This is a genomic window from Pseudovibrio sp. JE062, assembly GCF_000156235.1.
In the GTDB taxonomy this organism is placed as follows: Bacteria; Pseudomonadota; Alphaproteobacteria; order Rhizobiales; family Stappiaceae; genus Pseudovibrio.
The window spans coordinates 564,484-590,617 of record NZ_DS996805.1; the positions used below are offsets into that span (position 1 = coordinate 564,484).

Annotated in this window: 24 protein-coding genes; 18 read left to right on the forward strand and 6 right to left on the reverse strand. The window is 53.7% G+C overall.

Annotated features, from left to right (window positions below; translation table 11 throughout):
- Positions 1-194: 194 nt before the first annotated feature.
- Complete coding sequence (locus PJE062_RS02395; protein WP_008547266.1) at positions 195-1,322, reverse strand: alanine racemase; 1,128 nt, start codon at positions 1,320-1,322, stop codon at positions 195-197.
- Positions 1,323-1,608: 286 nt separating this feature from the next.
- Here PJE062_RS02395 and PJE062_RS02400 point away from each other — a divergent pair, with 286 nt between their 5' ends.
- Together PJE062_RS02400 and PJE062_RS02405 are read left to right on the forward strand one after the other, a co-directional pair.
- A complete protein-coding gene (locus PJE062_RS02400) occupies positions 1,609-1,983 on the forward strand; it encodes a carboxymuconolactone decarboxylase family protein (RefSeq protein WP_008546812.1) in 375 nt (124 codons plus the stop codon).
- 195 nt (positions 1,984-2,178) lie between these two features.
- Positions 2,179-2,667, forward strand: coding sequence for a hypothetical protein (locus PJE062_RS02405; RefSeq protein ID WP_008546658.1), 489 nt, complete (start codon positions 2,179-2,181; stop codon positions 2,665-2,667).
- Positions 2,668-2,713: 46 nt separating this feature from the next.
- On the opposite strand, the gene mgrA is transcribed toward PJE062_RS02405, so the two are convergent.
- The 4 genes from mgrA to erpA all read right to left on the reverse strand — a co-directional run bounded on the left by mgrA (position 2,714) and on the right by erpA (position 6,195).
- A complete protein-coding gene (gene mgrA, locus PJE062_RS02410; protein ID WP_008546723.1) occupies positions 2,714-3,775 on the reverse strand; it encodes an L-glyceraldehyde 3-phosphate reductase in 1,062 nt (353 codons plus the stop codon).
- A 114-nt stretch (positions 3,776-3,889) separates the two neighbouring features.
- Positions 3,890-4,672 carry an exodeoxyribonuclease III gene (gene xth / locus PJE062_RS02415; protein ID WP_008547203.1) on the reverse strand — a complete coding sequence of 261 codons (783 nt, stop codon included), beginning with the start codon at positions 4,670-4,672 and terminating at the stop codon, positions 3,890-3,892.
- A gap of 118 nt (positions 4,673-4,790) precedes the next feature.
- A complete protein-coding gene (locus PJE062_RS02420) occupies positions 4,791-5,534 on the reverse strand; it encodes a hypothetical protein (protein WP_008546750.1) in 744 nt (247 codons plus the stop codon).
- A gap of 319 nt (positions 5,535-5,853) precedes the next feature.
- Positions 5,854-6,195, reverse strand: a complete 342-nt coding sequence (gene erpA / locus PJE062_RS02425) for an iron-sulfur cluster insertion protein ErpA (protein ID WP_008546796.1) — start codon at positions 6,193-6,195, stop codon at positions 5,854-5,856.
- A gap of 212 nt (positions 6,196-6,407) precedes the next feature.
- Here erpA and PJE062_RS02430 point away from each other — a divergent pair, with 212 nt between their 5' ends.
- From PJE062_RS02430 to PJE062_RS02495, 14 genes are all read left to right on the forward strand, one after another.
- On the forward strand, positions 6,408-7,625 hold the full coding sequence (locus tag PJE062_RS02430) for a deoxyguanosinetriphosphate triphosphohydrolase (RefSeq protein ID WP_008546519.1): 1,218 nt from the start codon (positions 6,408-6,410) through the stop codon (positions 7,623-7,625).
- A gap of 91 nt (positions 7,626-7,716) precedes the next feature.
- A complete protein-coding gene (gene argS, locus PJE062_RS02435; RefSeq protein WP_008546551.1) occupies positions 7,717-9,471 on the forward strand; it encodes an arginine--tRNA ligase in 1,755 nt (584 codons plus the stop codon).
- Positions 9,472-9,550: 79 nt separating this feature from the next.
- Positions 9,551-12,382 (forward strand): SPOR domain-containing protein, encoded by a 2,832-nt coding sequence (locus PJE062_RS02440; protein ID WP_008546996.1) that lies wholly within the window; start codon positions 9,551-9,553, stop codon positions 12,380-12,382.
- Between the two features lie 73 nt (positions 12,383-12,455).
- Complete coding sequence (nagZ, locus tag PJE062_RS02445; RefSeq protein WP_037035822.1) at positions 12,456-13,484, forward strand: beta-N-acetylhexosaminidase; 1,029 nt, start codon at positions 12,456-12,458, stop codon at positions 13,482-13,484.
- A complete protein-coding gene (locus PJE062_RS02450) occupies positions 13,481-14,353 on the forward strand; it encodes a ScpA family protein (RefSeq protein ID WP_008547315.1) in 873 nt (290 codons plus the stop codon). Before nagZ ends, PJE062_RS02450 begins: the two co-directional genes overlap by 4 nt.
- The gene (gene scpB / locus PJE062_RS02455; RefSeq protein WP_008547077.1) at positions 14,350-15,066 is read left to right on the forward strand and encodes an SMC-Scp complex subunit ScpB; all 717 of its coding nucleotides are present in this window, start codon (positions 14,350-14,352) and stop codon (positions 15,064-15,066) included. The genes PJE062_RS02450 and scpB overlap by 4 nt, the downstream gene beginning before the upstream one ends.
- 58 nt (positions 15,067-15,124) lie before the next feature.
- On the forward strand, positions 15,125-16,207 hold the full coding sequence (locus PJE062_RS02460; protein ID WP_008547260.1) for an ABC transporter ATP-binding protein: 1,083 nt from the start codon (positions 15,125-15,127) through the stop codon (positions 16,205-16,207).
- 82 nt (positions 16,208-16,289) lie between these two features.
- The gene (locus PJE062_RS02465) at positions 16,290-16,535 is read left to right on the forward strand and encodes a twin-arginine translocase TatA/TatE family subunit (RefSeq protein ID WP_008546806.1); all 246 of its coding nucleotides are present in this window, start codon (positions 16,290-16,292) and stop codon (positions 16,533-16,535) included.
- Between the two features lie 171 nt (positions 16,536-16,706).
- Entirely contained in the window at positions 16,707-17,195 is a 489-nt protein-coding gene (gene tatB / locus PJE062_RS02470; protein WP_008546621.1) for a Sec-independent protein translocase protein TatB, read from the forward strand.
- Between the two features lie 12 nt (positions 17,196-17,207).
- Positions 17,208-17,993: a twin-arginine translocase subunit TatC gene (gene tatC, locus PJE062_RS02475; protein WP_008547224.1), complete on the forward strand. Its 786-nt coding sequence runs from the start codon at positions 17,208-17,210 to the stop codon at positions 17,991-17,993.
- A 71-nt stretch (positions 17,994-18,064) separates the two neighbouring features.
- Entirely contained in the window at positions 18,065-19,345 is a 1,281-nt protein-coding gene (serS, locus tag PJE062_RS02480; RefSeq protein WP_008546347.1) for a serine--tRNA ligase, read from the forward strand.
- A gap of 85 nt (positions 19,346-19,430) precedes the next feature.
- Entirely contained in the window at positions 19,431-20,195 is a 765-nt protein-coding gene (gene surE, locus PJE062_RS02485; RefSeq protein ID WP_008547068.1) for a 5'/3'-nucleotidase SurE, read from the forward strand.
- A 65-nt stretch (positions 20,196-20,260) separates the two neighbouring features.
- A complete protein-coding gene (locus PJE062_RS02490; protein ID WP_008546737.1) occupies positions 20,261-20,953 on the forward strand; it encodes a protein-L-isoaspartate O-methyltransferase in 693 nt (230 codons plus the stop codon).
- 89 nt (positions 20,954-21,042) lie between these two features.
- Positions 21,043-22,806: a M23 family metallopeptidase gene (locus PJE062_RS02495; protein ID WP_008547101.1), complete on the forward strand. Its 1,764-nt coding sequence runs from the start codon at positions 21,043-21,045 to the stop codon at positions 22,804-22,806.
- Positions 22,807-22,888: 82 nt separating this feature from the next.
- Here PJE062_RS02495 and PJE062_RS02500 read toward each other — a convergent pair whose 3' ends face one another.
- Positions 22,889-23,782, reverse strand: coding sequence for an ATP-binding protein (locus PJE062_RS02500; RefSeq protein WP_008547121.1), 894 nt, complete (start codon positions 23,780-23,782; stop codon positions 22,889-22,891).
- Positions 23,783-24,097: 315 nt separating this feature from the next.
- On the opposite strand from PJE062_RS02500, the gene yajC reads away from it, so the two are divergent.
- Positions 24,098-24,427 (forward strand): preprotein translocase subunit YajC, encoded by a 330-nt coding sequence (gene yajC, locus PJE062_RS02505; RefSeq protein ID WP_008546278.1) that lies wholly within the window; start codon positions 24,098-24,100, stop codon positions 24,425-24,427.
- Positions 24,428-24,522: 95 nt separating this feature from the next.
- Complete coding sequence (gene secD / locus PJE062_RS26830) at positions 24,523-26,127, forward strand: protein translocase subunit SecD (protein WP_008546394.1); 1,605 nt, start codon at positions 24,523-24,525, stop codon at positions 26,125-26,127.
- Positions 26,128-26,134 lie beyond the last annotated feature (7 nt).

A 26,134-nucleotide genomic window follows, 5' to 3' on the forward strand; every position in this document is an offset into this window, starting at 1 on the left:
TTGGGCTTCCGGCGGGGGTGTGGAGGTGGCCAAAAAGACTCAATTCGGCCACACTTCTTTATTGGTAAACGGTGATATGCACAGGAGAGTTTGAGTGCTCAAACCGGAAAAAACTTTTGCCAATCAATTTCCTAGTGCGACAAACTGTACACCTCAGTGAGATGTGAAAGGCATTCTTGATGGAAAGGGTTGACCTACCATCTGTTACAGCGCGGCCACCACTCTCCCTCATGGTCACCATTGATCATATGGTACCCCTCATAGGCTGCGACAGTCATGCAAGAATGGTTGGGCAGAACACGAAGCTGTGATCCAAGTGGGTAGAGTTCGAAGGGTAATGGGCTGCCATCTCTGGTGGTGATGTAGCCATGCTCCTGGCTCACACCTTGCACGTAAAGCAGCGGATCTACATGTCCGTCGACGTCACTGAGAAGGCCGAAACCGCAGTCGTTGCTTTGACTTGCGCAAGAGCGGTCCTTGGACAGAGCAAGGCCTCCGGCATCGACGACGATGCGGTTGAGGTGAGGTGCGTGGCTGATGACGCTGGTGAGCACGGTGGCTGCCACATCTTCCATGGCGCACATGCCAAGGTTGGCCTGAAACACATCCTGAAAGACGTAAACCCCTGCGCGGACATCAGAAACGCCCTCAAAGGAGGTTCCGAAGAGGGCTGTTGGTGTGGAGCCGATGCTGACTTGTGGGCATGGGAGGCCAGCTTCAAGAATAGCGTCCTTTACTGCGAGGGTGCAGGTGCGCTCCTGTTCGGCTGCAGCTTCCAGTTCCTGCTGCCCGTTTGCTGCATAACTGACGCCGCCGCCGTGGGCCATGACGCCTGCGAACTCCAGATTAGATGCGTTTGCAAGTATTCTTGCCACATCAACTGCACGCTGCTGGTCTGCCTTCACACCGGTGCGGTGACCGTCAACGTCAACCTCCAGATAGACGCGTGGCTTCGGGCCATCCAGTGTCATGGTAGAAAGGTGTGTTGCCATCTCGGTACTATCCAGACAGATGGACATTTGAGCGCCGGCGCGGTTGAGTTGCATGATGCGTTCCATCTTCTGCGGGACGATGGAGACGGCATAGAGGATATCTTTGAGGCCGAAGGAGGAAAAGTACTCTGCTTCCTTTAGCGTGGAGACAGTCCAGCGGTCTGCCCCGTGGTCTTGCAGGATGCGGGCGACGTCGATGGACTTGGCTGTTTTGAGATGCGGGCGGAGCGGCACTCCGATCTGCTTGAACCTGTCTGCCATGCCTTTGATATTTCGGTTCATCGCAGCTTCATCGAGCAAGAGGCAAGGGGTTTGAAGGTCTTCAAGCATTCAGGGGCTCCGCAATCATCTGGTATTACTCGTAGAAATGCCTATCAGATCTGATCTGGAATAAACAGTAGGCCCTGCGGGAATTGTGCGAATGGCAAGTTTCTGCACTGTTTCGGCCGGTTAGGCGGGTTGTTTCAGGTGTGATAGTTCCTGATACCGGTTGGTGAGTTCGGTACGTATTGTTTCCAAACAGCTCAACTTCTCGCGGGTAAACTCACTGATTATCAAGAGGAGGCAGATAGGCAGGTTTGATCAGCGGTTGTTTGTAACCTGAGGAGACTGGCCTATGAAAGCTGAGGACGTCCTGAGCATTTTAAATCCCGAACTGCGAAAGAAGCTTGCTGCCAAATATGATGCAGCAGTGCCCGGCATGTCTGAGAGTGTCGTGGACTGGGCCTATGGTATGCATTATGGCCGCGAAGGGGTTGATCTGAAAACCCGGCAGCTTTGCAGCATTGCCGCTCTCACTGCGATGGGTGGGCACACCGGACCGCAGTTGGCCATGAACATCGAGCACACGCTGAATGCAGGCGCGCGTCCCTCAGAGATCCTTGAGATCATCTGGCAAATGGCCGTTTATGCCGGCGTGCCAGCCGCGCTCAATGGCCTGAACACCGCACTTGCGTACTTTGAAGAGAAGGGGCTGGATCCTCGGTCTTGATCAGATAGTGGCGGGAGTGGGTGTAACGCTCACTTTTCGCTAGGTTTAATAAAAAGAAAATCACTATTAATATCAATTATCTAGATTGTATTGAAAGCTTTTGATATGTGCTGTGAAAGCTGAAAATGCACTTTTGAGTTCTGTTGCTGACTGCTACTTCATTTGCGTGATTGCTGCATATGAATAGAGGTTTACATGAGGACTTTGCTGAAGTGTTCGCTTGCTGTTGGAGCATTGGCTCTTCTGGCAGGCTGTAACTCCGGGGTTTCATCTCAGAAGGAGTTTAGCCGGATCATGTATCAGGAGAACTTGTTTCCTGAGTACCCGCGTGCGGGCCGAACCTATTTGAGTTTTAACCGTTTGCACGGCTTCCAGGTGGAGTACTTCGGGGCAAACAAAACAAACTTCCTTTGGTATCCGGGAAACAAAGTTGTTCTACCGGGCCGATGGAAAGTGGATGGACAGTTTGTTTGCTACCAGTATGGCTCGAACACCTATAATCCTGTCACCAACAAGCGTGGTGGAAAGTGGAGCTGTTCGCCTCGCGAGTTCTCAGCGAAGGGTGTTGTTGCTTCCTTGAAGGGAGATCCATACGGGCTTAGCCGCTCTAAAAAGGCGCCGTATGTGCTTCAGAAATGTAAAGCGCCTGAGAAGTTCAAGTTGCGCCGGGCTGCGACCTGCTAATTAAGCCGCTTTAAGTGGCGCGGAGCAGAGCCCCGCGCCTTAAATTTTATTTTTTCTTCGCTGGACGGGAAGGGCCTTCGCGTTCGGCGGATTGGGCCCAGAGGTTGATGTTGGCCTCTGTGGCGTACTGATCGATGGCGGTCAGTTCTTCTTCCGTGAACTCCAGATTGTTGATGGTCGCTGCGCAGTCGATCACCTGTTCCTTGCGGCTGGCGCCGATCAGGGCGGAGGTGACGCGGCCTTTGCGCAGGACCCATGCCAGAGCCATCTGTGCCAGCGTTTGACCGCGGTTCTGGGCGATCTCGTTCAGGGAGCGGATATGGCCAAGGGTGGTCTCATTGAGGAAGCTTTCCTGGAAGGAGCCTACGTGTTTTCCTGCGCGGCTGTCATCTGGCACGCCGTTCAGGTACTTGTTGGTCAGCATGCCTTGCGCGAGCGGGGAAAAGACGATGGAGCCGATGCCTTCTTCCTCCAGCGTGTCGAGCAGGCCGTCTTCTTCCACCCAGCGGTTGAGCATGGAGTAGCTTGGCTGATGGATCAGGCACGGGGTGCCCAGTTCCTTCAGGATTTTGGCCGCTTCCTTGGTGCGCTTGGAGTTGTAGGAGGAGATGCCTGCGTAAAGCGCCTTTCCCTGACGAACGATCTGGTCGAGGGCCATCATAGTCTCTTCCAGTGGGGTGTCCGGATCAAAGCGGTGGGAATAGAAGATGTCGACGTAGTCTAGCCCCATACGCTTCAGAGACTGATCACAGCTGGCGATGAGATACTTGCGGCTGCCCCATTCGCCATATGGTCCCGGCCACATGTCATAGCCAGCTTTGGAGGAGATGATGAGCTCGTCGCGATAACCGGCAAAATCGGTGCGCAGGATCTCGCCAAAGGCGGTTTCCGCGCTGCCTGGAGGCGGGCCGTAGTTGTTGGCCAGATCGAAGTGTGTGATGCCCAGATCGAACGCGGTGCGGCACATCTCGCGTTTGGTCTGGTGTGGGGTGGTTTCACCGAAGTTGTGCCAGAGGCCGAGGGAAATGGCAGGTAGCTTGAGGCCACTCTTCCCGCAGCGGTTGTACTTCATGGTGTCATAACGATTGTCAGCTGGTTGCCAAGCCATCAGATGTCCTCCCAGACTTCTGTTTGATTATGTTTTGATGGAATAATGAGGAGGGCTGGTGGCGAGGCCGCCACCAGAGTTCTTGATAGGGTGTGCCCGGTTGGTGAGCTGCGATCAGGCAGAGAGCTCAACCCAGACCGGGACGTGGTCCGATGGCTTTTCCCAGCCGCGGACGTGTTTGTCGATGCCGACGCCTTGCATGATGCGGGCGGCTTCTGGCGAGAGCAACAGGTGGTCAATACGGATGCCGTTGTCGCGTTGCCATGCGCCTGCCTGATAGTCCCAGAAAGTGTAGGTTCCGGCATTGCTGTTGGTCGCGCGCACAGCCTCTGTAAAGCCGAGGTTGAGCAGGGCGCGGAAGCGTTGGCGGCTTTCTGGGCGGAAGAGCGCATCGCCAACCCATGCCTCTGGTTTCTTTGCATCTTCTGGCTCAGGGATGACGTTGTAGTCTCCGACCAGAAGAAATGCCTCTTCCTTCTCCAGCTGCTTTTCAGCGTGTTTGTGGAGACGATCCATCCAGCGCAGCTTGTACGGGAACTTTTCGGTCTCTACCGGGTTGCCGTTTGGCAGATAAAGGCAGCCGACACGGATTGGCTCGTTGTTGCCAGCAATGACAGCCTCAATATAGCGGGCCTGTTCGTCTTGCTCATCGCCCGGAAGGCGGCGATTGACCTCTTCAAACGGACGTTTGGACAGGATCGCTACGCCGTTGAAACCTTTCTGGCCGTGGGTTTCCAGATTGTAGCCGAGCTCTTCAAACGGAGCGCGCGGGAAGTTCTCATCAACCGATTTAATTTCCTGAAAACAGGCGACATCTGGCTGCTCTTCTTCGAGCCACTTGAGAACCGTTTCTAACCGCGCTTTGACGCCATTGATGTTCCAGCTTGCGATTTTCATCGGGTCTCCCTTCGAGAAAGCAGCAGAGCTTTGGCTGCTTGCTTTGTGTATGTCCTGTATTTGTTCTAGCACGGTCCCGCAGGAGGGCAAGGTAAGCAGGAAAAGTGTATGTGGATGGTCAAGCGGGGATTTCTATTGGTCTAGGTCTAGTCGTAAACGACTGCTCCGTAAGCCAGCCTGACATGAAGGCCCCGTTGTTGCTGTTTAGGAAACGTGCTTTTTTGAAGTTCGTGATGACACGATCCAATATGGACTGATCTTTTGCGAGGTTCTTCAGGCGTTTGGGTGAGATACCTTGGGCAGGTGGAATTGTTCTTTCTGGGATCAGTCCTGACAGCCTCTCTGTGGTGCAGTTCCAATAGAACCGGCTCATGAGACCAAGGGCGATGAGCTCTTCTGGATAAAAGCCGGATGAATCCGTCAGTTGTCTTTGCTCTCTTATAAACTGAAATTCTGGGAACCCCATGTTTCTTACAAGATGTTTCTGGAACTGGTAAGTGACGGATTCGTTTGATTTAATTATCAACTGCGACTGAATATTGAAGAAGAATGCACTGTTGCAATAGCTTTTGACATAGGTTTCGCGTTCACTTTCGCAAATGTATTTGCAGGCATCTTCTTCAGTTTGACAGCTGATAGAGAATATGTTTGGACGCAAAACGCCATCTGGACTTGTATCTAAAGTAACCATCCGAATGCCTGTCATCGCGCTCAAAGGTGCGAGATTAGCACTTGGAGTTGAGTTGCCTCCCCTGATTACCAAGTAAAAGCCGTGGTAGGGCCAGGAGAGTTTGGCGAAGCAATTGTTGCTGGAATAATGACGTTGAACCTGCTCGTGGATGTAGTCGATGTTGAGTTCCATAATCGCGCCCCCAGCAATGTTTAGATCGTAATACCTGCCTAGTCATAACTTGAGTCGATGCTAACAACACGTTGAACCGGTCATTTTGCTTTGAATTTGGAGCAAAGAGCGCGATCTGATCTCATATCAGAGTAGGCTGAGAGAGGATAAATCCTAGGCGAAGTGGGAATAACTGCTTTGCGTTGAAATGTGCGTTGGTTTGAAAGGAAAGGGGGAAAGTTGCGTTTTTTGTGTGGGCGAGGCGGTGGGCCTCGCCGTGTGGGCTCGCGATCAGATGAAATGAGCTGAAGTTATCCCCTCAAGACCGGCAGGTGCTAGATTAGATGGAGAAGCTTGTGCCACATCCGCAGCCGGCGGCGGCTTGCGGGTTGGTGATCTGGAAGGACTGGCCCATGAGATCTGTCACGAAGTCAATTTCAGAGCCTGCCATGTATTGCAGGGAAATGCTGTCGATGAGAACGGTGGCGCCAAGTTTGGCCAGGACGAGGTCGTCGTCTTCCTGTTCTTCAACGATGTCGTACTTGTATTGAAAGCCGGAACAGCCGCCACCTTCGACAGAAATGCGAAGCATGCTGCCGTCTGCTTCCTTTTCAAGAATCTGGGCTACGCGTTTTGCGGCCTTGTCCGTTAAACCAACGGTATTTTCTGGGGTCTGGGTCATAATCGGGTCTTGCCTGGGGGCTTGTACTTTCTTTGATTTGTAATTTAGGTGGTCTACACGCTAATTTCCATAGTATTTTGTTGCTAAATTGCATTTGGCTTGGGAAAGCGATTGTTTACAGGGCCTTTACATCTGTTATGTCATTGCTGTGATAAGAAAATCAGCGGGTATGGCTCTGTGGTTTTCTCATGATAGCGGGTGGGGGATAAGGAATGGTCAAGACGTTAGGATACGGGGCTCAGCCGCGCGCCGAGTATGCTGTTGATCCGGAATTGAGCTGCGGACGGCTTTATCCTGAATCTGACAGCCCGACGCGCACGCCGTTCCAGCGGGATCGTGACCGCATTATCCATTCAGCTGCTTTCCGTCGTTTGAAGCACAAGACGCAGGTCTTTGTGTATCATGAGGGCGATCATTTCCGTACGCGACTGACCCATACCATTGAGGTTTCCCAGATTGCCCGTTCACTGGCCCGTGCGCTGCGATTGGATGAGGATCTGGCCGAATGTCTGGCTCTGGCACACGACCTTGGGCATACGCCGTTCGGGCATGAGGGTGAGGATGTGATGCATGAATGCATGGCGGATTACGGCGGGTTTGACCATAACGCCCAGTCCCTGCGCATCGTGACGGATCTGGAGCGCCGCTATGCGGAGTTCGACGGGCTCAACCTGGCGTGGGAAACGCTGGAGGGGCTGGTCAAGCACAATGGGCCGCTGACAGATCGTTCTGGCGCACCGTGTGGCAAGCTTTCAGGTAAGGGCTTGCCGTTTGCCGTGAGTGAATATGCCAAGCATCAGGATTTGCTGCTGTGGTCGTGGCCAAGTGCGGAAGCACAGGTGGCGGCACTTGCAGATGATATCGCCTATGACGCGCATGATCTGGATGATGGATTGCGGGCAGGGCTGCTCAGCTTTGAGGCCATGAAAGATGTGCCTTATCTGAAGCGCATTCTGGACGAGGTGGACGGGAAATATCCCGGCCTTGAGGATGCGCGGCGCATTCACGAGATCGGGCGCAGATGTATCACCGGCATGGTGGAGGACGTGATTGCGGAGAGTATTTCCCGAATTAATCAACTTTCTCCCAAGAAATGCGGGGATATTCGTGATGCAAATGGTCCTGTTATTGCCTTTTCAACTGAAATGGCGCGAGAAGAGCGCGAGTTGAAAGAGTTTTTGTTCGCCAATCTTTACCGGCACGAAAGTGTTCTGGCTGTTCGCAAGCAGGTGGCCAAGGTGGTGCGGGATTTATTCCATGCCTACTTTAAGGCACCGGAAAGAATGCCAGAACCGTGGTGTACAGGATTGAATGGCGAGAGTGATGAGGTGGTGGCCCGCAGGGTCTGTGACTTCATTGCAGGCATGACAGATCGTTATGCCATAGACGAACATCGACGATTATTTGACGATACCCCTGAACTGGGGTAATGCGCCAATTCAAACACTATTAATTCACGGAGTTTATGTGGGGCTACGGCTTTGCAAAACCCTGTGAGCTGTCAAAACTAGGCTATTAAAAATGAACATCTTTGCAGACTTCGCCGAAAGGGTAAACAGTGTAGTCAAGGGCCTCGACCTTGCTGCAGACGCGCCGGAGCTGGATCTCCGACGTGTGACTGTTGAACCTCCTCGGGATGCTGCGCATGGCGATCTGGCAACCAATGCTGCCATGGTGCTGGCTAAACAGCTGAAGATGAAGCCGCGTGATCTTGCTGAAAAGATTGCGGAGGGCCTGCGCGCCGACAGTGAAGTTGAAGCTGTTGATGTTGCCGGACCTGGCTTCATCAACATTCGCGTCAGCAAAACCCTGTGGGAGCGTGTGATTGGCGACGTTGTTGCCAAGGGCGACAAGTTTGGCGCATCCGCACGTGGCGATGGCCTGAAGGTGAACGTGGAATACGTTTCTGCGAACCCGACTGGTCCAATGCATGTGGGTCATACCCGTGGTGCTGTGGTTGGTGACGCGCTGGCGAGCCTGCTGCAGTTTGCCGGTTATGACGTGACCCGTGAATACGTGATCAACGATGCAGGCTCTCAGATTGATACTCTGGCGAACTCTGCCTTCCTGCGCTACCGCGAAGCGCTGGGTGAAGATATCGGTCAGATCCCTGAGGGTTATTATCCGGGTGAATACCTTATTCCTGTCGGTAAATCTCTGGCGGAAGAGTATGGTGAAAGCCTGAAGGATATGGCTCCGGCTGAGCGTCTTGCTCTGCTGAAGGGTTATACCGTTGACAAGATGATGGACATGATCCGCGGGGATCTTGGCGCGCTGAACGTCAAGCACGATGTGTTCTTCTCTGAAAAGACCATGCATGGTCAGGGCAACGCTATTGATCTGACGCTGGACGCTCTGCGCAAGCGTGATCTGGTTTACAACGGCACTCTGCCACCACCAAAAGGTGAAGTGCCAGAGGACTGGGAAGATCGTGAGCAGACCTTGTTCCGTTCCTCCAACTACGGTGATGATAGTGACCGTGCGCTGGTGAAGTCTGATGGCAGCTACACTTACTTTGCGGCTGACGTTGCTTACATGCGCGACAAGATTGAGCGTGGCTTCAAAGAGATCATTTTTGTGCTTGGTGCAGACCATGCGGGCTACGTGAAGCGTCTGGAAGCGATCGGCAACGCGATCTCTGGCGGCGATGTGGATGTTATCGTTCGTCTTTGTCAGCTAGTGAAGCTGTTCAAGGGCGGTGCGGAATTCAAAATGTCCAAGCGCTCTGGTAATTTCATCACCCTTCGCGATGTGGTTGATGAAGTGGGCGTGGATGCGGTACGCTTTATGATGCTCTATCGTAAGAACGATGCGCAGCTGGATTTCGATTTTGACAAGGTGAAAGAGCAGTCAAAAGACAATCCAGTGTTTTATGTTCAATACGGTCATGCTCGGTGCCATTCTGTGCTGCGTCAGGCTGCTGAGGAACTGGATTGGTTCTCCAACACAGCTGAAGAGTTGCAGTCTGCAGATTTTGCACAACTTGAGGACGAGGGCGAATTGGCACTGATTGCCAAGATGGCTCAATGGCCTCGAATTGTTGACGGAGCCGCAGAAAACCACGAGCCGCACCGTATTGCGTTCTATCTGTATGAGCTTGCAAGCGCCCTGCATGGACACTGGTCCAGAGGCAAGGAAAAGCCGCAATTACGCTTTATTAATGATAAAACGCCAGAATTAACCAAAGCTCGACTCGCGTTAGTCTATGCAGTTTCACAGGTAATTGCTTCTGGCCTCAATGTTTTGGGTGTCACAGCACCGAATGAAATGCGCTAGTGCCTGAGCACAGTTATAGAGTACTGGAGGTTCGCGGTGGGGATTGCGAGCCTCTTATTTAAGGGAAAACACCGCTGCAATGACTAATCGCTCCAAGTATCCGGGACCGGGTGAGGTTTCTGCTAGGCAAACGGCAGGCGATGAACCGCAACAGTGGGCAGGCGATCAGGATCCGCTCGTAGAACTTGCCAGAATTGTCGGTGAGAGCACAGCTCAGTACCGTCCGAGTTCTCGCGTCGAAAGCCAAGTATCTGAACGTCCGCTGTTCCCCAAAAGTGATGAGCGCAGTGCAAGTGCGCCTGTTGAGCCATCTGCTCCTCAGGTCGATGATTATTCAGTGGGTGCAGCTGAAACGAATGAGCCTGCATCCACTCAAGATTCATTTGCGGCTCTTGATGCCGTGTTTGCATCTCCAAAACCATCTGCATCTACCGGGCATGCGGATCCGTTCGCGGATCTGAGCTCTGCTGCGCTGACATCCGGCGCCTCAGGTGATGCGGTTGATTATGTGAGTGATCTGCCACCAGTTCCGAAGGCAAAGTCTGTGCCGGAGCCTAAGCCGCTTCCTGCCTCTGCGCCTGTTTCCGGTGATGTTCCTGCTGAGCCTGCACCTGTGCGCCAGCCAGTGACTGCCGCTGATTTTACCGCTGAACCAGAAATGGATGATGTTCTGTCCCGTGATCTGGAGGAAAGCCTTGTGGCTTCTCTCAACCAGTCGCAGGTGGAGCGTGAGCAGACTGCTCGTCCTCAGCGCACTGTAAGCCGTGCGACACCAACGCTGGATGCTGTTGGTACGCGTGACGTGCGTCCTGAGCAGACTTTGCGTGAGCGTCTTGAGCGCCGCAATGCTGAACCGCGTCCGGTGACAACGCCGCGTCCTGCGGAGCCAACTGCGGCTGCGCCTTCTGCTGAACCGCGTGCGCTCAATGAGCTTTCTCAGAGTGATTATGACAGCTGGCGTGCTGAGCGTGCAGCAGAGCGGGCAACTGCCGCCGCTGCTGCTGTTCAGGCAGCGCCTGCACCAGAGCCTAAGGTTGAGGCTGCTCCTGTTGAGCCGCAGCTGCGTGGCACTCATGATGATGTGGCGCCAGCGGCTGAAAACATCTCGTTTGAGCCTGATATGGCTGCGTTTGCGGCAGACACCGGTGCGGAGCTGGAAGGCGAGCACATTACGGCTGCTGAAGCGCCTGCACAGGAAACTGTTATTCCAGCAGGGCATCTTGAAGATGCGTTGATGGCTGAGTTCAGTCTGGAAGGGGAAGAGCAGCCGACCGTGGTTGCCGAGCCAGTGGCGCCTCAGCCAGAGCGGGACATTGCTCAACAGATTGAAGAGAGCGTTGATGACATCTTTGCAGATGAAATCGCGCAGGAACCTGAGCCAGAGCCGGAACCAGAGCTGGAGCCGGAAGTAGCTGCTGAACTGAACGAATTTGAGCGCATGAGCGCCGGATTTGAGCAGGCTGCTCAGGAAATTGATCCATTTGCTAATGAGGCTGATGAGGCCTGGCAGCTGGATGAGAGCGTGACCAATGATACGTCTCTGGATGAAATGTCCTGGCCTGCTGCTGCTGAAAAGCTGGCGCAGACCGAGGCGGCTCATCAGGAAGCTTTGAGCGCTGCCAAGAAACAGAGCGAAGATCAGACACCGCCTCCGGGTGGATATGATCTTGATGCTGTTGCTCAGGCGATGCGCAAGGAAGACCCAAGCCTTGATGGCGGTGTGCTTCCGCAAGCTGTGCCGCGCGTTTCTGTTGATGTTCCGGTTGAAGAAGAGACTGGCCGCAGTGGTGGTCTACGCAAGGGCCTGATGGCCGCTTCGCTCATCGGCGGGATTGTCGTGATCGGCGGTGCTGGTCTGTTCATGTTCGACTTCGGTGGAACTGGCGGTGATGCCGTGCCTCCACCAATTATCCGGGCAGATGCTTCTCCAATGAAAGAGATGCCATCTCCTTCTGCTCAACCGAAGAACAACGATCAGGCCAAAATCTTTACGCCTGAAGAAGCGTCTCAGCCAGCGACTGGCGAGAAGATGGTTCAGCGTGAAGATGCACCTGTGACACCGCTGCCACCAGCAGCGAGCGAGACAGATACGGCCAAGTCCAGCGTGTTTGATGTGAACCCGACCAAGAAGGTGCGCACTGTGATTGTGCGTCCGGACGGAACTATCGTTCAACGTGAGGGCACTGCTGTTGCGCCTGCAACTGCACAGCCGCGTATTGTGACCAGCACTGTTCGCAACACCAATCCGCAGAACACTGCAAGTGTTGTGCCTGCTACGCAACCTGCAAGCACTGGTCAGTGGGATCCGCTACCGGGTGAAAACCAGAGTGCGAACCAGCAGGCGGCAGCTGCAAACACCACAACCAGCCTTCAGGATGCGTTCGCGAATGCGCCGGTGGCAACGCCAACTGAACAACGCAACACGCTTCTTGGTGTGAGTGTTGTGCCTCAGTCCAAGCCGTTTGTAGTTGCTTCTGCCAATACTGGCAGTGGCACTGTTCGCTCCAGCACACTGACGCCACTGCAGCCGCAGCCAACGTCTCGTGCGAGCAATGCGCCGCTGAACCTGACAGGTAACCAGAACACGCAGACAGCTGCTGTTAATCCGCAGGCTGTTGCACCAACGCCAACACCGGGTGCAGGTGTTGTTGGTGAGATTCCTGCCGGCACTTACATTGTGCAGGTGGCGTCTGTGCGCACTGTTGAGGATGCTCGCGGTCAGATCCGCCGTTACAACAGTCGCTATCCAAATCTGATGGCGCTGGTAACACCGGTGATCACCCGTGCGGACCTTGGCGATAAAGGCATTTACTACCGCATTCAGGTTCCGTTTGACGGGCCGACCAGTGCGAACACCTTCTGTGGTGAGTTCAAATCTGCAGGCGGTGACTGTTACGTCCGCCGTAACTAAAACGAGTTTCCCGCTTTTGGGAATACGCTTTGGAGCTTGACGCAGTCATTGCGTCAAGCTACCAGCTTTACTCATGTTTTTAAAATCGTTCATTTCCGGATGCCTTGGGCTCACGCTTAGTGCTGAGGACAAAGCCTTTTTTCGTGATCAGCAACCTGTTGGTCTGATCCTTTTTGCACGCAACATGGAAACGCCCGATCAAATCCGCCGCCTTTGCGCGGATTTTCGTGAGGCTGTCGGGCGTGCAGATGCGCCTGTCTTTATTGATCAGGAAGGTGGCCGTGTGCAGCGTTTTGGTGCGCCGCATGTGCCAGTCTATCCAGCAGCAGGGACGCTTGGGCAGCTTTACGGGCAAGATCCGGAAGCGGCAAAGCGGGCGGCTTATTTGCATGCGCTGCTGATCGGGCTTGATTTGCGTGACCTTGGACTGACCGGCAACTGCATTCCATGCCTTGATATGCCGATTGAAGGTGCGAGCAACATTATCGGTCTGCGCGCTTATGGTTCTGATGTACGGTTGGTGAGCGATATGGGGCGGGCGGCTATGGATGGCTGTCTGGCGGCTGGTGTGATGCCGGTGATGAAGCATATGCCGGGACATGGGCGTGCGCTGGTTGATACTCATCTTGCGTTGCCGGAAGTGGATGTCAGCTTTGCTGAGCTTGAGGCAAGAGACTTTTTGCCGTTCAAGTTGTTGAATGATTGCCCTATGGGGATGACAGCTCACATCGTCTTTAAAGAGATTGATGGAGATCATCCTGTTACGCAATCTTCCTATGCTATTCAGAGGGTTATCCGGGAAGCGATCGGATTTGACGGCGTTTTGATGAGTGATGATATCTCCATGAAAGCCCTTGGCGGTGAACTGAAGGAGCGGGTGGAAAAGATTGTTGCCGCTGGCTGTGATCTGGTGCTGCATTGCAATGGTGAGCTGGACGAGATGAAAATAGTTGCCTCTGCTGTGCCAGAGGTGGATGGCAAGCGGGCGGAGCGCTTTGAAGCGGCTATGCATCGAAATACCCAGGTGTTTGATGGGGATGTACATGCGCTGCGGGCGGAGTTTGATGAGCTAACCGCAAAAGCCAAAGGGATTGATGCTTGAGCGACAGTGAGGCCACTGAACAGGTAGAAGAAGCGTTGGCAGGCGCGGCGGCCCCAGAGCAGCCCGCGACTGGCGAGCCGAACCTGCTTGTAGATGTGGATGGGTTTGAAGGCCCGCTCGATCTGTTGCTTACACTGGCGCGCAGCCAGAAAGTTGATATCACCAAGATCTCCATTCTGGCGCTGACCGAGCAGTATCTTGAGTTTGTGAAGGAAGCTCGCCGGTTGCGGTTGGAACTGGCGGCGGATTATCTGGTTATGGCGGCGTGGTTGGCTTATCTGAAGTCGCGCCTGCTCATTCCGCAGCAGAAAGATACGGATGAACCAACCGGGGAAGAGCTGGCGGCTGCGCTGGCGTTTCGTCTGCAACGGTTGGAAGCCATGCGGGATGCTTCGGCCAAGCTGATGAACCGGGCGCGTCTGGGCCGGAATGTGTTTGTGCGTGGTGCTCCTGAGACTGTGTCGGTTGAACGACGTAGTGTTTGGACTGCCACGCTGTATGATCTGCTGATGGCCTATGCCTCGCAGCGCCAGCGTCATTCGGTGACGTCCGTGCACGTGAAGAGGCGGCAGGTTTGGTCACTACAGGATGCGCGGGATATTTTGACCCGTCTTGTGGGGCAGGTGGCTGTATGGACGCCCATTGAGCGCTTTCTGACAGCTTATCTGGAAGATCCGCAGGAGCGGGCTACGGCGATGGCGTCTGCGTTCTCAGCCAGTTTGGAACTGGTGCGCGAAGGCGTGATTGATATTCAGCAGTCCGGGCCGTTTGAAACCATTTATGTACGCGCTTCGCAGCGTACACCGGAAGAGATCGGTGCGGGTGAACCCATGGAAGAGCGCGATGAGAAAGAGGTTGAGTTGTCATGAGTGAAACACCTGATCTTCTCGACGCCGTTTCGCAGGATGAGGCTCTTGAGGTGGCTGATGCTGGTGAGCTTCTGGAGACCGACCGCATGGTTGAGGCTCTGATTTTTGCCAGTGCAGAGCCCTTGAGCTTTACCGAGCTTTCCAAGCGTATTCCGGGAGATCGTGATATCCGCGGGGCGCTGAACCGTTTGCGCGCGTTTTATCGCAAGCGCGGTGTGCAGCTGCGCTCTAGCGAGGATCGCTGGTCGTTCCGCACGGCTGAAGATCTTTCGTTCATTTTGCATCGCGAGGCGGTGGAGCAGCGGCGCCTTTCACGTGCGGCACTGGAAACTCTTGCGATTATTGCTTTTCACCAACCTGTGACCCGTGCGGAGATTGAAGATATTCGCGGGGTTTCTACATCTAAGGGCACATTGGATGTGCTGCTGGAAACGGGTTGGGTGCGTATGCGTGGTCGCCGGCGGACGCCGGGCCGTCCTGTGACTTACGGAACCACCTTTGATTTTCTTGATCATTTTGGTCTGGAAACCATCAAGGATCTGCCAGGTCTTGAGGAGCTGAAAGGGGCGGGGCTGTTGGACAGTGCTATCCCGGCCAGCTTCCATGTGCCGGCTCCAGACGACAGTATTGACCTTACGGAGGATGAAGATCCTCTGGATGAAAGTGAAATGTTTGCAACTGGTGCACTTGAAGAAGACGCCGGAGAAAAATAAACACATGCAGGAGAGTCGATGATTTGGTCGACCGCCGTGCGAGTTTGAAGAGGGACTAATGGAACCAGGGAAGGTTGCAGCATCAGAACGACTGGTGTTTGACAATATCTGCCATCATTATGGGGGGTTACCTGCGGTTCGCGGTGTTTCGCTTTCTTTGAAGAGCGGGGAAGTGCTGTGTTTGCTTGGCCATTCCGGTTGCGGAAAAACCACGCTCCTGCGTATTGCGGCAGGGGTTGTGCGTCAGCAGCAGGGTAGCGTCCATATCAATGGTTCTGTGGTTGCGGATGAGCGGAATTTCCTGCCGCCTGAAAAACGCGGTGTTGGACTTATGTTCCAGGACTATGCGCTGTTCCCGCATTTAACGATTCTTGAAAATGTGAAGTTTGGCCTGTCTGATCTGGCTGCTGATGTGGCAGAACGCCGTGCGCGCGATGCGCTGCAGATGGTTGGGCTGGGTCAGTATGTGGATGATTATCCGCACGGGCTATCCGGTGGTGAGCAGCAGCGTGCTGCGCTGGCGCGTGCGATGGCGCCGCGGCCTCATACACTGCTGATGGATGAGCCATTTTCAGGTCTGGACAGTCGTTTGCGCGATGATGTGCGCACGCAGACGCTGGAGATGATCAAGATGCAGGGTGCGACGGCGGTTGTGGTGACACACGACCCGGAAGAAGCCTTGCGGGTGGGTAACAGAATTGCGCTGATGCGCAATGGAGAAGTGGTTCAACTGGATACGCCAGAGGATATCTACTTCCGCCCGAATAGTTTGTTTGCTGCCAAATTCTTTTCGGATCTCAATGAGATACCCGGAAAAGTTGTTGGTGGCCGCGTGGTCACGCCTATCGGGAATTTTTCCTCCAATGGCCTTGAAGAAGGGGCTCATGCGACCTTATGTGTAAGACCACATCACTTAAAGGTATGTCATGGTGAGGGACAGTTCAAAGGCAAGGTCATTTCTCGCGTAATGGCAGGTGAGACAGATCTTCTGGACGTACAAGTTGATGGAATAGTGCAGCCTCTACGTATTCGTACGAGGGATGTATTACAATTCTACCCAGAAAATGTCATAGACTTGTGTATAAATGCAGAGAATGTTTTGGTTTTTGGGCGAGAGACGTCAGTAAATCATAGTGGGTAATTCTTCTGGATACTACCTATTAGTATCTAGGGGATGTAGTGTCTCTCAAAACACGGTTCAGAGTTCTTAAGGAGTTTGGTTGATGGGCTCAATTGGTATTTGGCAAATCGTCATCATCGCGGTTGTCGTAGTTCTGCTGTTTGGTCGCGGAAAGATTTCCGAGTTGATGGGTGATGTTGCAAAGGGCATCAACAGCTTCAAGAAGGGGCTGAATGAGGATGACGCGGAAGCCAAAGAAAAGGCTGAAGATCCGAAAGTTATCGATCATGCTCCAGGTGAAAGCGTAAACGCGCAGACAAAAGCTGAAGACACCGCAAAAAAGGACTAAGTCTCCTTTATCGGTAGTCTATGCAAATTGTTTAGGGAAAGTCGGTCTATTCTGACCTAGAGTTTGAAACCTACGCCTTTCCCTAGTGGATGTGCCGTTTGCGGCACGACACGTCATCGATGAAAGCCTGGAGACGGGCTGTCATTGAGACAATAACGAAACGGCTTCTTTATGTTCGATATCGCATGGACAGAGCTGCTGCTTGTCGCTGTGGTTGCCATTTTGGTGGTTGGCCCGAAAGAACTGCCGGGCATGTTGCGCACAATCGGGCGCGCAATCGGCAGCGTGCGCAAGATGGCAGGCGAATTTCAGTCCACTTTGAATGACGCTGTCAAAGAAGCGGAGAAGCAGGCCGGCATTGATGAAATGCGGAAGCAGGCTGATGCTGCGCAGAACTTCAATCCACTTGGTGATTTGAAAAAGAGCCTTGAGGAAGAGAAGAAGAAGCTTGAAACCAGCATGAACCAGGCGACCAGCGATGTGAAAAGCTCGCTGAACGGTGAGGGCTCTGCTGAGGCGAAGCCAGAAGCTGCTCCAGAAGCAGCGCCTGTAAAGGCTGAAGTGCCTGAGCAGAAAGTTGTCTCTTCTGCTGAGCTGGCTTCCACGCAAAAAGCTAAAGAAAGTGCCGCAAGCACTCCTTCCAGCAAAGATGAAAGCTAGGGCGGCTATTTTATGAGTGATAACGAAATTGAAGATTCACGTGCGCCGCTGATTGAGCACCTGATCGAATTGCGTTCTCGTCTGATGAAGTCGGTGATCGCGATCGCTATTGCCTTTGTGGTCTGCTTCTACTTCTCTAACGACATCTTCAACTTCCTGATCAGACCTTATTCTGAGGCCGCTGGGGAAAGTATGGAAGTGAAGTTGATTTACACAGCTCCGCAAGAATGGTTCTTCACGCAGATGAAGCTGGCCTTGTTCGGTGCGTTGTTTATCGCTTTCCCTGTGATTGCCAGCCAAGTCTACATGTTTATGGCTCCTGGCCTTTACAAGCATGAACGCCGCGCGTTTGCGCCTTATCTGGTTGCGACGCCAATTCTGTTTGTGATTGGCGCTGCTCTGGTGTTCTACCTTGTGATGCCAATGGCCATGAGTTTCTTCCTTGCCATGCAGCAGCTTGGTGTTGGTGAAGAGGCATCTATTGAGATGTTGCCGCGCGTGAGTGAGTACCTGAGCTTTGTGATGGTTCTTATCTTTGCGTTCGGTCTGGTTTTTCAGCTTCCGGTTGTTTTGACGCTTCTTGGTCGCGCGGGTCTTACGACTGCAGATTCCCTGAAATCTAAGCGTAAGTACGCAATTGTTGCCTCGTTTGCAGCTGCGGCAATTTTAACACCTCCTGATCCGATTTCGCAGATCGGTCTTGCACTTCCCACTCTGCTTCTCTACGAAGTCTCCATCTATTGTGTAAGGCTCGTCGAGAAAAAGCGCGAAGAGAAGGAAAAGGAAGAAGAGGAGTAAGCTCTCTTCCAGCTCTAACGTTTATTCCCGGCGGGTTATTTAGAAGGCAAACCTGCCGGGGTTACTAAGTTATGCTTGATATCAAGTGGATTCGTGAAAATCAGGAGAGCCTTGATGCGGCTCTCGCAAAACGCGGCCAAGAGCCACGCGCTGCGCAGCTCGTTGAACTGGACGACGCGCGCCGTTCCCACACCACCAAGCTTCAGGAGGCGCAGCAGCGCCGTAACTCCGCATCCAAAGAAATCGGCATGGCCATGGGCCAGGGCGATAAGGAAAAAGCAGAGGCCCTGAAGGCTGAAGTTGCCGAAATCAAAAGCTTTATTCAGAACGGCGAAGACGAACAGCGCAAGCTGAACGCTGCGCTTGAGGATGCTCTGGCTGTTATCCCCAACATTCCGCTGGATGAAGTGCCAGTGGGTGAGGACGAGGCTGACAACGTTCTGCTGCACACGCATGGCGAGAAGCCCGAGCTGGATTTTGAGCCGAAAGAGCACTACGAGCTTGGCGAAAAGCTGGGTGGCATGGACTTTGAAACTGCTGCCAAGATGTCCGGTTCCCGCTTTGTTATTCTGAAGAGCCAGATTGCGCGTCTGGAGCGTGCGCTAGGTCAGTTCATGATCGACCTGCACACCCGTGAGCATGGCTACACAGAAGTCTCTCCACCACTGCTGGTGCGTGATAACGCTCTTTACGGTACCAGCCAGCTGCCAAAGTTTGCTGAGGATCAGTTCCGCGATCAGGAAACTGGTCACTGGTTGATCCCAACTGCTGAAGTTCCACTGACCAACATGGTTGCAGGCGAAACGCTTGCTGAGGCTGATCTGCCGATCCGTGTGACTGCGCTGACTTACTGCTTCCGTTCTGAAGCTGGTTCTGCTGGACGTGATACGGCTGGTATGCTGCGTCAGCACCAGTTCCAGAAGTGTGAGCTTGTATCTGTCACGGATGAAAACAGCTCTTTGGATGAGCTGGAGCGGATGCGCGAGTCTGCGGAGAAGGTTCTGAAGCTTTTGGGTCTTCACTACCGTGTGGTGACTTTGTGTAGTGGTGATATGGGCTTTGGTGCACGTAAAACCTACGACATCGAAGTTTGGCTTCCAGGTCAGGACGCTTACCGCGAAATCTCTTCCTGTTCTGTTTGTGGTGACTTCCAAGGTCGCCGCATGAACGCACGCTACCGTGTGGAAGGTGAGAAGGCGCTGAAGTTCGTTCATACCCTGAACGGTTCTGGTCTTGCTGTCGGTCGCTGCCTGATTGCAGTGATGGAGAACTACCAGAATGCAGATGGAACCATCACTGTTCCTGAGGCTCTTCGCCCATACATGAATGGCCTTGAAGTCATTGGTGCTTAAAAATTTGGTGTAAGCGTTGTTTTGATGGGAGGGCAGTCATGTCCTTCCGCACGACGGCGCGACGTTTATAAGGAATTGCTGCGATATGCGTATCTTACTAACCAACGATGATGGGATCCACGCTGAGGGTCTTGAGGTTTTGGAGCGCATCGCGCGGCAGATTTCAGATGATGTTTGGGTTGTGGCACCGGAAACCGACCAGAGCGGTGTGGCACACTCTCTTTCGCTGAATGATCCTTTGCGCGTTCGTGAAATCGACAGCCGTCATTTCGCTGTGCGCGGTACACCTACTGACTGTGTGATCATGGCGGTGCGTTCCATTTTGGATACGCCGCCAGATCTGGTTCTTTCCGGTATCAACCGCGGTGCCAACATTGCTGATGATGTGACGTATTCCGGTACCATTGCTGCGGCGATGGAAGGCACGCTGATGGGTGTTCGCTCCATCGCGCTGTCGCAGGCGTATGCATTTGGTTCTGAGTTTGGTCCGAACTACGACACAGCTGAAGCGCACGCTGTGGGCGTGATCCGCAGTCTGCTGGAGTTCAACCTGCCGTCTGATACGCTGTTGAACGTGAACTTCCCGAAAGATGCGCCTGACATGGTAAAAGGTGTTAAGGTTGTGCGTCAGGGCAAGCGTGATGCAGGTTCACTGTATATTGAAAGCCGTAAGGATGGTCGTGGCAATCCATACCACTGGCTTGCGTTCCACAACCGCATTCCAAGTGCCCGTGAAGGCACGGATATCGGAGCTTTGAAGGAAGGCTACATTTCTGTCACGCCTTTGCATCTGAACCTGACAGCGGATGAGCTGATGGGTCAGTTGGAAAAGACGCTCGAAAAGTCCTGACTTGATTGATTGGAGCTTGTCAGCTTCTGGCAAGCTCCGCACTGCAGATAGACGGAGTGTTTAAAATGGAAGACAGTCTATTTGCTGATGAAGATGGTCGCTCTGCTGAGAACCTTGCCAAACAAGCGGCATGGGTGATGAAACTGCGATCTGAGGGTGTGCAGAACCTTGAGGTTCTGGGCGCGCTGGAAGCTATTCCTCGTAAGTTATTTTTATCAGCGAGCCAGCAATTTCTGGCCTATGAAGATCGTGCGTTTCCCATTGATTGCGGGCAGATGAGCACTCAACCGTCCTTGATTGGTAAAGTGGCGGACTTCCTGCAGATGAAGCCGGATCACTCGCTGCTGGAGATTGGCAGTGGCTCGGGCTATCAGTGCGCGGTTCTTTCCAAGATTTGTGATCGTATCGTTTCGCTGGAGCGGTATCGCACGCTGGCTGATCTGGCGCGAGAGCGTCTGCGGTCCTGCAAGATCCATAATGTGGATGTGATTCATGCAGACGGACTTGTTGCGCCTGTGGATGAAGAGGATGATGGCGGACCATTTGACCGGATTATTCTGAATGGTGCGTTGGAGCGTGTGCCGGGCTTTTTGTTTGATCGCCTTGCACCAGGTGGCCGTCTTTTGGCGCCAATCAAGCATGAAAGCGGGCTTTGCCGGCTTATTCAGTATGACAAGGGTGGGCGCGGACTTGATGAAACGGAGCTGGGCCGGTTCCGCTATCTTTCCCTGACGCCGGGAATTGCTGCAAAACTGTAACCAAACGAGACTTTGATTAAGTCTTTATCAACTCTGTTGTCAGTAAACTTACGCCAGTTAGCCTTTTATTTGTATTGGGTAGGGCGATTATGCAGTTTCATTCCCGTGAGAAAGCCAGATTACGGCGCGGTGTCGCTTTGTTTTTGCTGTCGGCAGGTCTTGCAGGTTGCAGTGGCAATGTGGACCGATTTGGTCAATCAGAATATGTTGATGAACCAACATCTCCGGCACAAACTGCCGTTGTAGTTACGCCCGGACTTCCATCAACCAGCTCGAAATCTGTTGTTCAGCGCGGCGTTATGCTGCCAGCGCCAACATCGAGTGATGCGCCTATTGTGACCGGATCCACGCAGGCCACTGCGTATCCGAAGCAGACATGGCAACCAACATTTTCCAAGCAGGCTGTTCCAGTGAACCAGCGCAAGCGCGCGAGTGCTCTGGTGCCTGCCTCTCTTGCCAAAGCGCCAAATGATGGCACGCTCGGCTGGACTGCCGTGGGCGGACGCGTTGTGACGCTGAAGCGTAATGAGAGTGTTGAGAGCCTTTCCTGGCAGTACCGTGTGCCAGTTACTGAGATTCTTCATGCCAACCGTGTGACTGTCAGCTCTGCGCTGCAGCCGGGCGATTCTGTTGTGATCCCGGTGAAGATGGTGCGCAAGCCGAACCGTGAGCCGCGGGCAAGTGCGCGTGTGCTGCCATCACGCAGCACGCAGCCGGTGACAACGGCTTCTATTCCAGCGCAATACGTGACGCCGCTCAACGCCAATGGGCAGTCTGCAGCGAGCAAACAGTCACGTGATGAGTTTGCGACCAAGATTGCTGCTGCGTTGATCCCTCCGGGTAACGTGGGGGAGAGATCGCGTCCTGTTTACAGTGATGCTCCGCCACCAGCTTATCCGGTTCAGCGCCGTGCGCCTGTTGCTGCGGTTCCAGCTTCCTCTCTGGAGCCTATTCAGCAGCCAGCGCCTGCGCAGGTTTATCGTGCGCCTCAACAGCCAACGACAACCTATCGCAGTCAATCTCTGACACCGATTGTGCCGCCTCAGCCAGCAAGTGCGCAGCCAGCTTATGGTGCGCCGGTTACAGGGCAGGCCGCTCGCAGCACTGCTGCACCACTGCGTGTTTCTGCTGTGCCGAAGAGCAAGCCGCAGGCTTATGTGGCTCAGCGTCCGGTTGCTGTGGCAAAGGCTTCGACTGCGAGTGCAGTGCCAAAACCGAAGCGGATTGCTCTTGCTAGTGCTCAGCCATTGCCGGTTGCGCCTGCGCCAACAACGCAGCGTACGCTTGCCAATTCTTTAGCGCCTGCGCCAGTTCATACGGCCAGCGTGCAGAAGCCGCAGGCTCCGATTGTGCCAGTTGTGCGGGAAGCTGAAACGGATGTGGTGCGTTTGCAGCCGACAGAGGTTTCCAAACCAGCTCCAGTGCAGCCTGTGAAGGTTGCCAGTGCGCCCAAAGCAGCAGCTGTTGCTGAGGAAACTACCTTCCGCTGGCCGGTTCGTGGCCGGATTATTTCGGACTTTGGTGTGAAGCCAGGTGGATCTCGCAACGACGGTATCAACCTTGCTGTTCCGTCTGGAACGGACATCAAGGCAGCTGAAGACGGGACTATCGTTTACGCTGGTAACGAGTTGAAAGGCTTTGGAAATCTGGTTCTGATCCGTCACGACAACGGCTGGGTGTCAGCTTACGCTCATAATAAGGAGCTGAAGGTGCGCCGGGGTGATGTTGTTCGCCGTGGGCAGACGATTGCCATGGCTGGTGCGACCGGATCTGTGACCCAGCCTCAGCTGCATTTTGAGCTTCGTAAAGATAATAAGCCGGTAGATCCGATGAGTTTTCTACCGCGCTCATAAAGGGGGAGGGCTCCTTAACGGAGACCTTTTCAAAGTTAGAACCCGCCGTGATGTTGACCTTCACACGGCGGGTTCTTGCGTTTTAGCTCAGGGTCTGGCCGAGGCGACCTGCCAGGTCCTGAATGAACTGCCAGGCCACACGGCCAGAACGGGCACCGCGAGTGGTGGACCATTCGAGAGCCTCAGCACGCAGTTGTTCCTGATCGACCTTCAGATTGAAGTGCTCGGTGTAGCCGTAGATCATGTCCAGATATTCGTCCTGATTACACTTGTGGAAGCCGATCCAAAGGCCGAATCGATCAGAGAGAGAGACTTTCTCTTCCACCGCCTCGCTGGCGTGGATCGCCGTGGAGCGCTCGTTTTCCATCATATCGCGCGGCAGAAGGTGTCTACGGTTGGATGTGGCGTAGAACAGGACATTGGACGGGCGACCTTCAATACCGCCATCTAGAGCGGCTTTAAGGCTCTTGTAGCTGGTGTCATCGCCATCGAAGGACAGATCATCGCAGAAGATGATGAAGTTGTAGGGTGCGCTGCGCAACTCGTTCATGAGCGCAGGGAGCGCTTCAATGTCTTCACGGTGGATCTCAATGAGGATCAGCTTTCGATAGCCCTCAGAGGTGCCGTGCTCGATATTGATGGCTGCATGAGCAGATTTCACCAAAGAAGACTTGCCCATGCCTCTTGCACCCCACAGCAATACGTTGTTGGCGGGGAAGCCTTTTGCGAAGCGGCTGGTGTTCTCCATCAGCATTTTCTTGGAGTGATCGACGCCCTTGAGCAGGCTAAGATCGACGCGATTGACTTTAGCAACAGGCCCGAGCTCAAACGGAGAGGGATGAAACACAAAAGCGTCGGCTTCGTCGAAATTGACGGGAACCGGAGGCTTGGGTAGGGAGCCTGCCAGCAGGCTGACAATCTCGTCCAGCTTTGATGTAAGAAGGGCGACTTCAGAGGTATTTTCTTTGGTGGTCATGTGTATCTACGTGATTAACTCAGGTGCGCTGGTGTGGGCTTTACGCAAAATGAACTAGGTGAAAAATTGTCTCAGCGGCGGTTCTGCTATTTGATCTGCGGCCAAGTATCCCTATTTACAGCTGTATCATGCCCAATACTCTTGGGGAAAGTCCCAGTTAGCATGTCAATGCCTTGAAAACACTGGAGTGGACTGTATAGTCCAGCCCAAAATCCTTGTTCTATCGGGCCAAGGTCAATTTTGGAGAGGTTCGCCTCACCAATTGTTTAATGAACGCCATCAGGTTCCATTGGAATTTGTGGTAAGGAGAAACTAATGCTTATTACCCCTGCCTATGCACAGGCCGCAGGTGGTGCACCGGACGTGATCATGTCCATCGTGCCATTCGTTCTGATCTTCGTGATCATGTGGTTCCTGATCATTCGCCCTCAGCGTCAGCGCATGAAATCTCACCAAGAAATGGTGAACAATCTGCGTCGTGGCGATACTGTTGTGACCTCCGGTGGTCTGATTGGTAAAGTTGCCAAGGTTGTTGATGAAGCTGAGCTGCAGGTGGACATCGCGGAAGGTACGCGTGTGCGTATTGCTCGCGCAATGATCCAGGAGGTTCGCTCCAAAGGTGAACCTGTCAAGGATGGCGAATAATCGCGCCTTGATGCTTGTAGTTTCAGGCCGCTTTCCTGCTGAGGCACAGGCCTTGCGGAAGGCGGTCTGCCTATACTAGGACCGGGCATATACTCATGCTTCATTTCGCGCGTTGGAAAATCGCCCTGATTATCGTTGTGGTGCTGGGCGGTATACTTACAACATTGCCGAACTTCTTCCCGGCAAGCACTGTTCAATCCTGGCCGGATTTCATGCCTAAGCGCCAGATTGTTCTCGGTCTTGACCTTCAGGGCGGTGCTTATCTGCTCTATGAGGTTGATAAGGAAGATTACAAAGAAAAACAGTTCCGTCAGCTGGTTGGAAACATCCGCCGGGCCCTGCGCGAAAACCCACGTATCGGTTACACCGGTCTGGGCATTCAGGGAGACGGCGTTCAGGTGCGCATCCGTGATGCAGCACGTTACGACGAAGCTGAACGACGCCTTGCAGAACTGGTAAACCCGCTTAACTCCGGCGTTTTCGGCGGTGCAGCGGTTAACGAATTTGTTCTTGAGCCTCAAGGTGACGGCCTGTTCCGCATGGCCTTCTCTCAAGAAGGTCTGGACATGCGTCTTGCTTCTGTTGTGAGACAGTCCATTGAGGTGATCCGTCGCCGTGTTGATGAACTCGGCACGACTGAACCTTCCATTCAGCGTCAGGGCACTGACCGTATCCTTGTTGAAGCGCCGGGTGAATCCAACCCACAGCGCCTGAAGGATATCATTGGTGCAACTGCTCAGCTGACTTTCCACCTTGTCAGTCAGGAAATGAGCGCGTCTCAGGCACTTCAGGGCCGTCCACCGAATGGTACGATGGTTGTTGAAGGCAATGACGGACAGCCATACCTGCTGGATGAAACTCCGCTGCTGACTGGTGAAGAGCTGCAGGACGCTTCTGTTGCGTTTGACCAGCAGACCAATGAGCCTGTTGTGAACTTCCGCTTCAACACTGCCGGTGCCCGCGTCTTTGCGGATGTGACCCGTGCAAATGTTGGCCGTCCGTTCGCAATTGTGCTGGATGATGAAGTGATCACTGCGCCTGTTATTCGCCAACCGATTACAGGTGGTTCCGGTCAGATTTCCGGTAACTTCACCGTTGATGGTGCCAATGATCTCGCAGTTCTGCTGCGTGCCGGTGCGCTTCCTGCGCGTCTGGACGTTGTTGAAGAGCGTTCCGTTGGTCCGGGCCTTGGTCAGGATTCCATCGATAGCGGTAAGGTCGCGTCCATCGTTGCAGCTGCAGCGGTTGTTATCTTCATGCTGCTGGCTTACGGCCAGTTTGGTGTGATTGCGAACCTTGCACTGGCGTCCAACGTGTTCCTGATCTTCGGTGTGCTCACCACGCTTCAGGCCACGCTGACCCTGCCGGGTATTGCGGGTGTCGTTTTGACCATCGGTATGGCGGTTGACGCTAACGTGCTGATCTATGAGCGCATTCGTGAGGAGGCGCGTGCAGGTCGTTCTGCTATCGGTTCCATCGATGCGGGCTTTAGCCGTGCACTTGGCACAATCCTGGATGCAAACATCACAACGCTGATTGTGGCTGTGATCCTGTTCTTCATCGGTTCCGGTCCTGTTAAAGGCTTCGCCGTGACCCTGATGATCGGTATCTTCACTACAGTGTTCTCTGCATTTACCGTGTCTCGTTTCCTCATCTCTGTATGGGTGAAGCGTAAGCGTCCATCCAAACTGCCAATCTAACTCGGAG